Genomic DNA, 13,768 nt, shown 5'->3' with positions numbered 1-13,768 from the left:
TAGCTTGAGAGTAGACTTTCGCTTTGATTCAATTCTTACCTGACATTAAGCCTGCTCTTCCCTTAGGAATACCGGCTCGTTGACGCTCGAGTCTGCCTCGCTATAGTAATAGCCGGCGGTGTCGAACTTGATCAGCTCATTATAACTACTCACCTGATTATCCAGCATATAACGCACCATCATGCCGCGGGCCTTCTTGGCGAAGAAGCTAATCACCTTATACTGGCCATTCTTCTTATCCTTAAAGACTGGCGTGATCACCTGACCTTGGATCTGCTTTGGCTTCACCGCCTTGAAATATTCATTCGACGCCAGATTCACCAGAATATCATCCCCCTGTTCGGCTAGCGCCTTATTAACTTCTTGGGTGACAATATCGCCCCAAAACTGATACAGATTAGCTCCTCGGCCGTTAGCCAGCTTAGTGCCCATCTCCAATCGATAAGCCTGCATCAGATCTAGGGGGCGCAGTAAACCATAGAGTCCGGATAAGATGCGCAGATGCTGCTGCGCGCGTCCAAGGCTCGCCTCAGACAGAGTATCGGCATCCAGCCCGGTATAGACATCGCCGCGAAAGGCAAACAGCGCCTGCTTGGCATTATCCAAGTTAAAGTCTCTGTTCCACTGGGCGAAGCGCGCGGCGTTGAGACCGGCGATCTTGTCGCTAACCTTCATCAAAGACGCGATATCTGCTGGTGTTAGCTCTCGACACACCTTGATCAACTCTTCACTGTGTTCCAGCAGTGCAGGCATTGTAAAGGTTTGGGTACTTGCTGGCGTTTCATAATCCAGGGTTTTAGCCGGAGAGACTAAGATCAGCATAAATTATCCTTTATTTCTAACATTAAGCGAGGTGACTATCATACTGACGCAGACAATAAAAAACCACGCCCAAAGGACGTGGTTTTTTAGATAGAACTAATAGAAAGCCGCGATTAGCCCAATATCCCTATACCTCTGGGACGGCAACCGACTCTTCTTCCTCTTTAGCCAGTACCCCCGCACTCGGCTTACCCTTCCAGATCTTCTCATCCAGACCATTAAGCTCGGGAAAATGCGCAGCATCGAAGGTTGGCACCTTGCCCGCCTTTAGCTGCAGCTCATAATCTTTGATCACCGCAAAGGCCACCTTAGAGAGCATGACGATGGCGGCAATATTCACCAGCGCCATCAGCCCCATGGAGACATCGGCGAAATTCCACACCAGCTGCAACGAGGCAACCGACCCCGCCATGACCATGGCCAACACCAAGGCGCGGAAGGTATACAGTACCTTCTTACTCTTGCTCAGGAACAGGATATTGCTCTCCGCATAGCTGTAGTTAGCTATGATAGAAGAGAAACAGAAGAGTATGATGGCAAAGGCAACAAAATAGGCTGCCCATCCGCCCACCTCGTTGGTGAGCGCCAACTGCAGCAGGCCAATCCCCTTCTGCTCGCCCGGCGCATCAAGGACGCCAGACAGCAAAATGATGGCGGCAGTCGCGCTACAGATGACTATGGTATCGACGAATACGCCGATCATCTGCACGAAGCCCTGAGAAGCAGGGTGGTTAGGGTTCGGTGATGCTGACGCCGCGATATTGGCCGCACTGCCCATACCCGCTTCGTTTGAAAAGAGTCCCCTGGCGATCCCCGCCATCATGGCCCCCATGGCACCACCGGCGGCTTCTTCCCAACCGAAGGCACTCTTCACGATATAGGCCAGCGCCGCAGGCACCTGCTCTAGGTTCATCACCAGCACAACCAAGGCGATAGCCAGATAAGCCACCGCCATCACAGGCACGATAAGCTCAGAAGCCTTAGCCACTTTCTTCAGACCACCGCTGATGATATAGGCCGCAACTGCGACGATCACCAGACCTACCATGGTCTTATCTAAGCCAAAGGCATTGTTGAGTGCATCAGTCATGGTGTTGGCCTGCGCGGCGTTGAACGCAAAACCGAAGGCGATGATCAGCAATATCGAGAACAGCGAGCCCATCCAGCGCTTGCCCAAGCCCTGCTCCATATAATAGGCCGGACCACCGCGATACTGACCGTCGCTGTCTTTTACCTTATAGACCTGAGCCAGGGTCGACTCGATAAAGGCGGTCGCCATCCCAAGCAGGGCGATGAGCCACATCCAGAACACGGCGCCGGCACCACCTACAGTGATCGCCACCGCAACCCCCGCCATGTTGCCCGTCCCCACACGCGCCGCCATAGAGGTACAAAACACCTGGAACGAGGAAATGCCATTAGTCTTTTCCCGTCCTTGCAGCACAAGTTTGGTGCCATGACCAAACATACGTAATTGGATAAAGCCCAATCTCAATGTAAATAACACGCCCGCAGCGACCAGCACGTAAATCAACACGCTGCCCCACAGCATGCCGTTTACCGCGTTGATAGTCGAATCGACTAAATTTAATACAGATTCAAACATAGAACTTCTATCACCCTTAGGACGTTTATGGCGGCATATCCAAACAAGCCGCCATCTTTGTTAAATTTCCTTCCCAATTTGATCGAATAATTTCGGCAGGATTTTCTTTTCGAATTATCCTTTCATGATGCCAAAACAACATGCCTGCCGAATTCGACACGCCAAAATAGCATACCATCAAAAAAGCGCCATGTGATACAGATCACACTTACCCATTTACATGACATTGGCATCACGCAATCAGACATAAATAAGCTACTGTATTAACGTAACTAACATGGTGTTTACCACCAAAAATTTAACATTTAGTAAATTTAACGACTTTTCAAAAATAAGATATTGAACACATTTTTGTAATAAAATTACAAATATAGTGCCTCACATGAGCTTTGATTAACTTATTGCTTACTATAAATGGGGTTATTTATGTCACAACAGCAAGAGATCACCGCACTAAAGAAATTTGTAAGAGCGACCAACTTCCTGGCCACCTCGCAAATCTATCTAAAGCAAAACGTACTGCACAAGCGTCCGCTAGAACATAGCGACATCAAACCCAGACTGCTAGGGCACTGGGGTACTTGTCCAGGTATCAACTTCGTCTACGCTAACGTCAACCGTCTCATCAAGAAAACCAATCGTCCTTTCCTCTACCTTGTCGGCCCAGGCCACGGCTTCCCTGCAGTACAAGCTAACCTGTTTATGGAAGGATCGCTGAGTCATTTCTATCCAGAGACGATTCCGTACAACGAGACTGGTATCGAAGATATCTGTAAGAAATTTTCAGCTGCCTATGGCTATCCTTCTCACGCTAACCCAGAAGCACCGGGTCAGATCCTAGAAGGTGGTGAGCTAGGTTACTCGCTCTCTGTTGCCTGGGGTGCCGTACTGGATAACCCTAACCTCATCGCTACCGTACTTATCGGTGACGGTGAATCTGAAACAGGCCCACTAGCAGCTTCTTGGTACGCTAACCGTCTGGTTTCTCCAGCAAACAACGGTGCCGTACTGCCTATCGTTCACATCAACGGCTACAAGATCTCTGGCCCAACCCGTATGGGACGCATGAGCCACGAAGAACTTGAGTTGGAATTTAAAGGTCTTGGCTATCATCCAATCATCGTCGATAGCGACCTTGAAGAAGATGTCTACGTGCAGATGACCAAGGCGATGGATGAATCCTATGCCATGATCGAAGCCATTCAAACCAAGGCTCGTAGCGGCGAAGATGTCGTTAAGCCTCGCTGGCCAGTGATTCTGATGCGCACCGCAAAAGGCTGGACAGGCGTTGCCGAAGACAATGGTAAGAAGCTGGAAGGCAACTGTGAATCTCACCAGGTTATCGTTAACAAGTGTGCGAAAGACAAACAACACCTTGAAGCCTTAGATCAATGGCTTGCCAGCTACAAGTTCGGCGAACTCTATAGCATCAACGAGCAAAACCAGATCGTGTTCGACAAAGACATTCAATCTTTGCTCCCACCAAAAGAGCTTTGCTGTGGTCGTCAACACCTGAGCTATGGCGGCGAAGTGGTACGTTCACTGAACAACCCTAAGCTGGAAGACCTGGCCTACGGTGCTGAAACACCAAGAGGACAGCGTGGTTACTCTATGTTGAAGATGGGTCAATGGATGCGTGATGCGTTCAAGCTCAACAGAGATCAGCGTAACCTACGTATCTTCAGCCCTGACGAAACCTACTCTAACCAGCTACAGGCTGTGTTTGAAGAGACAGATCGTGCATGGCAATGGCCTATCGAGAGCTGGGACGAAGATATGTCTCGCGATGGTCGTGTACTCGAGCTGCTATCTGAAAACCTGCTGTTCGGTATGCTACACGGCTACACAGTAACGGGTCGTCACGGTATGTTCCCAACTTATGAGTCTTTCTCACAAGTAGTGTCCTCTATGGCCGACCAATACTGTAAGTATGTCTATGCCAGCCAGGGCGTACACTTCCGTAAGCCTGTGCCTTCTTGTAACGTCGTGCTCTCTTCACTGCTAGAGCGTCAAGACCACAACGGTTATTCTCACCAGAACCCTTCTTTCCTTGGGGCTATGCTTGAGAAGCACCCAGAGATCATCTCGGCTTATCTGCCAGCAGATGCCAACTCGACACTGGTTTACACCGAGCGTGCCTTCGCCGACCGCGACAAGCTAAACATCATCGCTGCCGGTAAGAAAGAGCTGCCACAATGGCTGACACTGGACGAAGCACGTCAACAGGCTAAAGATGGCGTCATGGTGTGGGATTTCGCCTCTGACGACAACCCAGACGTCGTTCTAGCAGGCTGTGGTGACTATGTGACCCAGGAATGTATGGCTTCTCTAGTCATCCTGCGTGAGCTACTACCAAGAGTCCGCGTGCGCTTCGTGAGCGTAACCGAGCTAACCAGCAGCGGTCTGGGTAGCCGTAAGTTCCAAAGCAAGCCTTGGATGATGGATGAGATCTTCACCGCCGATAAAGGCGTGGTCTTCAACTACCATGGTTATCCAAACACTATCAAGAAGCTGGTGTTCGATTACAAGGGTAGCCACAGATTCCGTATCAAGGGTTATGAAGAGGAAGGTTCAACCACAACACCATTCGATATGGGCGTGCGTAACGGTACTTCTCGCTACCACCTGGTTATCGATATGGCTTACAAGCTATTCCAACAGGGTGTGATCGACGAGACACAACACGTCGCCATCACCACTGACATGCTTCAGCGTCTGGTTGATCACCGTAACTACATCAAGGCCAACGGTGTAGACCCTGAAAGCATCGAAAACTGGGTCTGGACACGTTAAGAATAGATTAACGCTAAGTTAATTATTCTACTAGAAAAAAGGCGATTCCTAGCGGAAACGCCTTTTTTATTGTCTATCGACCAATAATCCTAGAAAATTTGCCTGTTATTCGTGGCAATTTCTATATTCGCGTAAGATAATACAGAGGCTAGCGATAATACCAAAGGAATCCCCCCACAAAGTGCTGGCATGTTTTTACTGGATAAAAACAGCATGGGGGAAAGATAGTAAAACAAAGGAATTGGAAAATGATGAACAATACATTGAAAGCTATTCTGCTTACATCAATGCTCCCATTTGCAGCCAATGCAGCACAAGAACTCACCCCTTGGTACGTCGGTGGCGGTTTAGGCGTAAACAACTACGAGCCTAACTGCGATCAGAAGACCATGAAGCAATGTGGTGAAGATGATCCTTATGCTTGGGATGTATTTGGTGGTTACCTCTTTAACGACTATTTTGGTGTCGAACTGGGTTATCGTGACCTGGGCCGCGCCGAATGGGTCGACTATGCCAACAAACTTAACGATGTCGGTGCTCGCGGTATGACACTCGGCCTGGTAGGTTTCTGGCCGTTTGCCGACCGTTGGAGCCTGTCAGCCGAAGCCGGTGCAATGAATTACCTACTGTCTAACAACAAACAGTGGGGTAGCGAGTACTACAGTGACAGCGGTGTTGCACCTTACTTTGGTGCAGGTATCGGCTACAACTTTACCGAAAACCTCAAGCTGCAAGCCAAGTATCGTCGTTATGAAAATCTCGACGAAGACAAGTGGAACACCCTTGAGATGGAAAGCAACTACTGGGGTCTTGAGCTAAGCTACCGCTTCGGTCGCGCAGCCGCTGCACCCGCACCCGTTGCAGCACCTGTGGTTGTTGAACCAAAGGATTCAGACAACGACGGCGTGACCGACGATAAAGACCAATGTGCCAACACGCCGAGCAATCATAAGGTTGATGCCAGCGGTTGTACCCTTTACCGCGAAGTCACCGAGAAACATGAACTGGGTTCAATTCGCTTTGCCAATAACTCTGCCGTGGTGAACTCTGCGTCTTATGGCCAAATCGAAAAGCTGGCCAACTACATGAACCAAAACCCACGCGCAACCGTGTTGATCGGTGGTCACGCCTCTAACGTAGGTAACCCTGACTACAACATGGATCTGTCTGAGCGTCGTGCCAATGCCGTTGCCGAGCTACTGGTCAGCAAGTACGGTATCAGCCAAGATCGCGTCAGCGCTAAGGGATATGGTATCACTCAGCCGCTGATCGAAGGCAGCAGCGCCGAAGCCAACAAGGCTAACCGTCGCATCGAAGCCCACGTTACGGGTGTTCGTAAAGAGGCGATTCTAAAGTAAGTCTTTACGATTAACTTAATGATCGAGCTCAATAAAAATCGCTGCTTAGGCAGCGATTTTTTTTCCTGTCATAATTTAATGGTTATACTCTAAGTCCGTTTAGCCCAAACATCAGCCCGGCTATACGGCAATGGCTAAAATGCCTTTTACTGATATTTAGCAACTTTTCTGTAATTTTTTTTCATTCATGGTTGGAAATATCGGCAAAATCGCGTCTAATAGCCGTTAGTAAACCACACACTTAAGCTGCTTCTTAAGAAGGATGTAATTTTCATGGCTAATACACTCGAGCAATTCAAATCAATCACCACCATAGTCGCCGATACCGGTGACATCGAAGCCATCAAGCGTTATCAACCACAAGACGCTACCACCAACCCCTCTCTTATTCTCAAAGCAGCCCAAATTCCTGAATACAAACACCTGATTGCCAATGCCATCGAATGGGCTAAGTCTCAGAGTGACGATCTGGCGCAGCAGGTTGAAGATGCCGGCGACAAACTGGCGGTCAACATCGGCCTCGAGATCCTAAAAATTGTTCCAGGCCGCATCTCTACCGAGGTGGACGCTCGTCTTTCATTCGACAAGGCCGGCTCTATCGAGAAGGCGCACAAGCTGATCAAGCTTTATGAAGAGGCCGGCATCGACAAGTCTCGCATCCTAATCAAACTGGCCTCGACCTGGGAAGGGATCTGCGCCGCCAAAGAGCTGGAAAAAGAAGGCATCAACTGTAATCTGACACTTTTATTCTGTTTCGCCCAGGCCAGAGCCTGTGCCGAAGCCGGTGTTTACCTGATCTCGCCTTTCGTCGGCCGTATTCTCGACTGGTACAAGAAGGATACCGGCCTGGACTACAGCGCCGAGGAAGATCCTGGCGTTGTCTCGGTCACTAACATCTACAACTACTACAAGCGCCATGGCTACAACACGGTTGTGATGGGCGCCAGCTTCCGCAACACGGGTGAGATCATCGAACTTGCTGGCTGCGATCGCCTGACAATTGGCCCTGCACTGCTTGAAGAGATGGCAAACAGTGACACGCCTGTCGTTCAAAAGCTGAAACCAGCAGGCGAAGTCGTTGCCCCGGGTGCCGCCCTCAGCGAAGCCGAGTTCCGTTGGGAGTTCAACCAAGATCCTATGGCCGTTGAGAAGCTTGCCGAAGGTATCCGCAACTTTGCCATCGACCAGGGCAAACTTGAAACCATGCTAAAAGCCGAACTCGAAGCCTAAGGGAATAGACGTCATGACTAAGCTTACTCAGCAAGATGCGTGGGCCCAGCTTGAAGCGCAAACCGCCAAGCTGCCCCATATGCGCGAGCTCTTTGAAGCCGATCCACAGCGCTTTGACAAGATGTCACTGTCGGCATGTGGACTGTTGCTGGACTACTCCAAGAACCGAGCCGATGAGCAGACACTGACACAACTGTTTGAATTGGCTAAATCTGCCAAGTTAAGTGATAAGATCCGCGCCATGTTCAATGGCGAGATCATCAACAACACAGAGAAGCGCGCCGTACTGCACACCGCCCTCAGAGCCGAGACTGACGAGGTGATCCTGGTGGACGGCCAAAATATCGTCCCCGAGGTAAAACAGACTCAGGCCAAGATGGCCAAGTTTGTCGAAGCTGTCACCTCGGGCGAGTGGAAAGGCTACACGGGCAAGGCGATCACAGATATCGTTAGCATAGGTATCGGCGGCTCATTCCTTGGACCTAAAATCGTCACTCAGGCGCTGCGCCCCTACTGGAATCCGGCGCTCAAGTGCCACTTCGTTGCCAACGTCGATGCCACCTCACTGTGTGAGAAGCTGCGTCTGGTGGATCCAGAAACCACTCTGTTCGTGATGTCGTCCAAGTCTTTCGGCACCCAAGAGACGCTGACCAATACCCTGAGTGCCAAGGCCTGGTTCCTGGAAAATGGCGGCACTCAAGCGGATATCGCCAAGCATTTCGTCGCCGTAACCTCAAATGTGGCCAAGGCAACCGAATTTGGCATGGATGCGGATAACATCTTCCCTATGTGGGATTGGGTCGGCGGCCGCTATTCACTCTGGTCGGCGATTGGCCTGCCTATCGCACTGCTCATTGGCATGGACAACTTCTACCAGCTGCTGGCCGGTGCCAAGTCGATGGACAAACATTTTGTCGAAGCGCCTCTCGAGCAGAATATGCCGGTGATCATGGGGCTATTTTCCCTGCTCTATGGCAACTTCTACCAGGCACAGTCCCATGTGGTACTGACCTATGATCATTACCTCAGAGGCCTGCCAGCCTACTTCCAGCAACTGGACATGGAGAGTAATGGTAAATCTGTCACCCTCAACGGCGACAGCGTCGACCATGCAACCGGCCCGGTGATCTGGGGCGGCGAAGGCACTAATGGTCAACACGCCTACCATCAGTTACTGCACCAAGGCACGGCACTGATCCCGGCAGACTTTATTCTGCCGCTGCAGAGCCACAACCCCCTCGGTGAACACCATGTTCAGCTGGCGTCAAACTGTTTTGGACAGACCCAGGCGCTGATGCAAGGCAGAACCTTCGATGAGGCTCTTGCCGAACTCGACGGCAGCTCGCTGAGCCAGGAAGAGAAGGCATTGATCGCTAAGCACAAGGTGATGGATGGCAATAAGCCAAGCAACACCCTACTGATGGACAAGCTGACCCCGGAAACTCTGGGTGCCTTGATCGCCCTGTACGAGCATAGAACCTTCGTTCAAGGCGCGTTATGGGATATCAACTCCTTCGACCAATGGGGCGTCGAACTGGGCAAGACCCTAGGTAATGATGTACTCGCACGTCTGCAGAGCGATGAAGAGGCTAAGGCGCTGGATGCATCCAGCAACGCCCTCATCAATCTCTTTAGACGCGGCCACATTTAAGCTCGCGAAAGATTAGCCAATAAAAAAGCCAGTTTTCACTGGCTTTTTTATTATCTGCAGTAATATCCACCAGCAAGCTTAAGCTTTCGCCCATTCAGCGGGCAAAAAACCACCTGCCGCGCCATAAATGATTCACTCAGACTTAACATTATTGAAACATTTTTCTTGCACCATAAATTGGAAGTGTGATATTTAATTGTTGAGAAAAAATACAACAACAGGAGGTTGCCATGAATCGCTTAGATTATGGTAGTGCGCTAGATGATACCGTCATTGAAAGACCCAACAGTCGTTCGCGAAGCTCCAACAAGAAGCGAAAATGGCGCGAAATAGAGGCTATCAAAGAGAAACAGCGTTTGATTAAAGAGCTTCAGGATATCGACAGCAGTTTCGAATACGACTTAGATAACCTTCTGATGTAAAAATGATAAGAAAATAGCGCCTAAGGCGCTATTTTTATGTCTGTCACTCTTCGGCCTTGGCCAGATATTCTTTTAACTCCTCGAAGAGCAGATTGTCATCGTCGCTGAATAAGGGGTCGCTAATTAACTTCTCCTGACATCTGTCGGCCACCTGCTGCCACTGCGCCTCGGTCATCCCCGCCTCCCAGATGGGAAACAACTTACTCTCTTCATACATCATGTGATTTCGCTGCGCCTCTACATACTCCTTCAGCGCCTGACTCAGGGTTTCATTCTGTACCGGGACGTCACTCAAGATAAGGTTTAGGGTAGTCATCAGATTGGTCGAACTTTCGATGAGACCATGATGCTCTTCTCCCAGATTCTCTTCCAGGGCCTCTTCAGGGTGTGTCTGGATATAGAATTCGTTGATCAGATCCTCTACCGGGTGATGGCTGTGCTCGGCATAGCTCTGCATATATTCGACGATATCTCGGATCAGATTAAAGTTGACGGCCTCACCATTTTGCAGCCGCTGCTGCTTATTTTTGAGAATATTTAACAGTATCGCGATATGTTTATGGTCATTATGAAGTCTCGCTAACATCGTCACCTCCAACCTTCTAGACGCCTTTAGTTACTATAGTCAATTGTTGAACTTTTACTCACACTAATATGTAACCCGCCATGATGACGTGACTCAGATCAAGAAAAATGAACATAAAATAATCACTTAAGGTACGCTTGCCCCCAGTACATCCATCACCTTGCCCAACGCAGACTGTAGGCGGGTAAAGGCCTGCGAGGCCGACTTCACCTCCTTCAAATTACGCTCGATGAGCGCGGTAAAATAATCTTCCTGCTCTATGGTCATGTCCAGCACATGAAAGCTGCCGCGGATCTCAGTGGTCATGTTAATGAGTGCGGCACTGAATCTTTCATCATGCTCAAGGGTCGCGGCGTTGATGTCACCGATAAGTGCTTCGATATCGACAAAAACCTGTTTCAGTGTCTGCTGACGACCGATATCCATGACGCGCGCCTCGAGGCCTTCGACCACCACGGCGATAATATCCCGTAACCTGCCATAGAGCACCTCGTCATTTATCGGCATATTTTTGATCAGGAAGGAGACATGTTTATCGTTGCATATGGTACGGCAGCCAAAGTCATACAGGCGGCCATGTTTGTCCAGCAGTTCGAGAATGTTCGACTCTATGGGGCTGATCGCGGCATGCCTAGGCGCAAAATACTCCACGCTATCACCGCGTATCTCCAAGCAGGTATTGAGATTAAGCTGCTGCATCAGGTCAAAGAAGGCATCGGCCAGAGTCTGGTGATCGTGGCAGAGAAAACACTGGCGAAAGAACTGCAACACACAACCATACTGAGACGACTCGGTCATCGACTGAAAGGCCATGTTACGGGAGACTGATTCCGCCTGAATCAGCTCTCTCTGCTTCATCACATAGTGGGCGACGCTATGGACCTTGGCCAGTAACTCTTTTAACTCAAAGGGCTTAGCGATAAAGTCCACCGCATTCACCTCATAGGCCTTGAGCCGCTCCTCTAGGGTATTCATCCCAGAGACAAACAGCACGGCCACCTCCTGGTTTGTTTCCTGCAGCTCTTTGCAGAGAGTGATGCCATCGGTATCGGGCAGATTGATATCCATCAACAACAGGTCGGGTTGGCTACTTTGCAGGGCAATACGAAAATCGGCCGCACCATAGAAGGGAGTCACCTTAAATTCATCTTGCAACATCTCGACGATCAGCTCGCAGTAATCCCTGTCATCGTCGACAACCCAAATCTCCATGTTGTTCATCGCAATTCTCCTTGTAAAAACTCAATCCCTATCTCTTCGAGCCCACGCACGAAGGCGCTAATATCAAAGGGCTTCTGTAGTACCTTAAAGGGCAGATCTTCCCGGCTACTGATCCCGACATCACCGACATAACCTGAGATCAAGAGCACAGGGATAGCTGTGTGCCGATTCAAATCTGTCACCAGCTCATAGCCGTTTATGCCACCTGGCATCAAGAGATCTGAGATGATGAGATCTATGTTTTCTATGCCGCCGCTAAACTGCTCCCTGACCAACAGAGGGTCTGTATAGGCCAGCACCTCCATCCCCATCATCTGACAGTGATCGCAGAGCACCTCCAGTAGATCGGGTTCATCATCGACGATAAGCACCCTGATGGGCCGCGCGACCTTGGGATACTCGAGCGGCCTGTGATGTCGCTCGCTCTGTCGCTCGACCGGCTTGATGGCCGGAAACCACAGGCGTATCTCAGTGCCCTCTGCGCCCGTGTGCATGATACTCATGTAACCGTTAGAGCGTTTTACGAAGCCGTACACCATGGAGAGGCCAAGCCCGGTCCCCTTGCTCTTATCCTTGGTGGTAAAGAATGGCTCGAAAATCTTATCCAGCAGGTGATCGGCTATCCCCCCGCCCTGATCGATCACAGAGACCCACACATAGTCGCGGTTATCTGTGCTGACCGTATTGCCCACTCCTGGCAGATAGCCCGACAGATACTGCTCACCTGTCGCTATGGTGATCTGCCCTTCCCCATGCATGGCATCCTTGGCGTTCAATACCAGGTTAATCAGGGCATCTTCCAGGTCGCCACGATCGACACAGATATCCCGCATCGACGCTTGAGGCAAAATATTGAGGCTCACCTGAGTGGTTAACGACTTCTCCAGCAGCTCCTCTAAGCCCAGCAGCACCTCATTGACCTGCACCGGTTGGGCACTGAATTGCTCCTGCCGGGAAAACTGCAGCAGGCGCCGGGTCAGGTCGGTGCCTCGCTGACAAGCTTTGAGCGCCGTGGCCAGGTAACGTGCTATGGTATCGTCCTTGCCCTTGAGCTCCATCAGTTCCAGATTGCCCTTGAGCACACCTAAGATGTTGTTGAAATCGTGGGCCACGCCCCCTACCAGCTGACCCATGGCCTGCATCTTTTGCGTGCGGGCCATGGTATTTTGCATCAGCTTCTGTTCCGTGATGTCCCTCCCCACCAGGGTAAACAGGCTGCCATCTTCATACTGCTCGTTTAAGGCAATCAGATGGGTATGCAAGATCACCTTCTCCCCCGTAGCGGTCGAACAAACCAACTCGCCGGTAAACTCCAGGCGCAGCTCTATCGCCTCCAGCAGTTCCTGCGCCTTGTCATCCTGATCTCCGAAGAAGAGCTCAATGGACTTGCCGATCAGCTGACTGCGGGGATATTGGCTGATGGCTGTCGCCGCCGCGTTGGCATACATGATCACGGGCGCCATCCCCTTCTGGCGCGAAGCGACCACGATCATATCCTCGCTGTTACTGACGATAGACTGATACATCTGGGTGTCGATCGACTTGATGATCTGGGCATTACGGCTCTGCTGCCAATCCAGGCTCTGCTGCTGCAACATGCCGCTGATACTATCGGCAATAAAGGTCTGATAGGAGGTGAGAAACGACAGCCAGCCCTTGACCGGGCGATAGAAGAAGATATTGACGTCTAGCCCCTCGATGGGCCACACCACAAATCGCTGCCACAGATGTGCACCGCGTTGACCATCCAACAGCGGCCAGTCCTTTACCTGGCGCCACAGGGTGATATATCGCATAGAATCCCGGCACCAGCAGGTGACATCGGCCGGCATCTCGTCACAGGCCAGCAGGCGACGAGACAAGATCATCACAGACTCAGCGCCGCTGCTATCGGCCAGAACACGACACAGGGGCAAGAGCACATCGTCACCACGAATAAACTGTCCCTGTAACTTACCCAGCTGGGCGATCAAGGCTGGGCCGAAGTCCATAAATTCAGATTGAGAGAGATCCTTAAACACGCTAGAGTCCATTCCACTATCGAAAAATAAAGAATTAAGGCTAAATACCTTTCATTGA

General features: G+C 50.6%; 10 protein-coding genes. 5 read left to right on the top strand and 5 right to left on the bottom strand.

The features are described 5' to 3' along the window. Positions 1 to 45 precede the first annotated feature (45 nt). A complete protein-coding gene (yaaA, locus tag L1D43_RS02825; protein ID WP_239849873.1) occupies positions 46 to 822 on the bottom strand; it encodes a peroxide stress protein YaaA in 777 nt (258 codons plus the stop codon). Between the two features lie 127 nt (positions 823 to 949). Continuing rightward, positions 950 to 2,428 carry an alanine/glycine:cation symporter family protein gene (locus L1D43_RS02820; protein WP_239849872.1) on the bottom strand — a complete coding sequence of 493 codons (1,479 nt, stop codon included), beginning with the start codon at positions 2,426 to 2,428 and terminating at the stop codon, positions 950 to 952. Positions 2,429 to 2,854: 426 nt separating this feature from the next. Here L1D43_RS02820 and L1D43_RS02815 point away from each other — a divergent pair, with 426 nt between their 5' ends. From L1D43_RS02815 to L1D43_RS02795, 5 genes are all read left to right on the top strand, one after another. Then, positions 2,855 to 5,221, top strand: a complete 2,367-nt coding sequence (locus L1D43_RS02815; protein WP_239849871.1) for a phosphoketolase family protein — start codon at positions 2,855 to 2,857, stop codon at positions 5,219 to 5,221. Between the two features lie 248 nt (positions 5,222 to 5,469). Next, positions 5,470 to 6,579: an OmpA family protein gene (locus L1D43_RS02810; RefSeq protein WP_239849870.1), complete on the top strand. Its 1,110-nt coding sequence runs from the start codon at positions 5,470 to 5,472 to the stop codon at positions 6,577 to 6,579. Positions 6,580 to 6,852: 273 nt separating this feature from the next. Further along, positions 6,853 to 7,809 (top strand): transaldolase, encoded by a 957-nt coding sequence (tal, locus tag L1D43_RS02805; protein ID WP_041510393.1) that lies wholly within the window; start codon positions 6,853 to 6,855, stop codon positions 7,807 to 7,809. A 13-nt stretch (positions 7,810 to 7,822) separates the two neighbouring features. Further along, positions 7,823 to 9,460 (top strand): glucose-6-phosphate isomerase, encoded by a 1,638-nt coding sequence (gene pgi, locus L1D43_RS02800; RefSeq protein WP_239849869.1) that lies wholly within the window; start codon positions 7,823 to 7,825, stop codon positions 9,458 to 9,460. Positions 9,461 to 9,690: 230 nt separating this feature from the next. After that, a complete protein-coding gene (locus L1D43_RS02795) occupies positions 9,691 to 9,882 on the top strand; it encodes a DUF3545 family protein (protein ID WP_011864891.1) in 192 nt (63 codons plus the stop codon). Between the two features lie 43 nt (positions 9,883 to 9,925). Here L1D43_RS02795 and L1D43_RS02790 read toward each other — a convergent pair whose 3' ends face one another. The 3 genes from L1D43_RS02790 to L1D43_RS02780 all read right to left on the bottom strand — a co-directional run bounded on the left by L1D43_RS02790 (position 9,926) and on the right by L1D43_RS02780 (position 13,710). Then, on the bottom strand, positions 9,926 to 10,468 hold the full coding sequence (locus L1D43_RS02790) for a hemerythrin domain-containing protein (RefSeq protein ID WP_041510391.1): 543 nt from the start codon (positions 10,466 to 10,468) through the stop codon (positions 9,926 to 9,928). A gap of 126 nt (positions 10,469 to 10,594) precedes the next feature. Continuing rightward, complete coding sequence (locus L1D43_RS02785) at positions 10,595 to 11,689, bottom strand: response regulator (RefSeq protein ID WP_239849868.1); 1,095 nt, start codon at positions 11,687 to 11,689, stop codon at positions 10,595 to 10,597. Further along, positions 11,686 to 13,710 (bottom strand): ATP-binding protein, encoded by a 2,025-nt coding sequence (locus tag L1D43_RS02780; RefSeq protein ID WP_239849867.1) that lies wholly within the window; start codon positions 13,708 to 13,710, stop codon positions 11,686 to 11,688. Before L1D43_RS02780 ends, L1D43_RS02785 begins: the two co-directional genes overlap by 4 nt. Between the last annotated feature and the right edge of the window lie 58 nt (positions 13,711 to 13,768).

This window comes from Shewanella sp. Isolate8 (assembly GCF_022398495.1).
Lineage (GTDB): Bacteria > Pseudomonadota > Gammaproteobacteria > Enterobacterales > Shewanellaceae > Shewanella > Shewanella aquimarina.
Note: the sequence above shows the minus strand (reverse complement) of the source record. Positions and strands in the feature narration are given on the sequence as shown.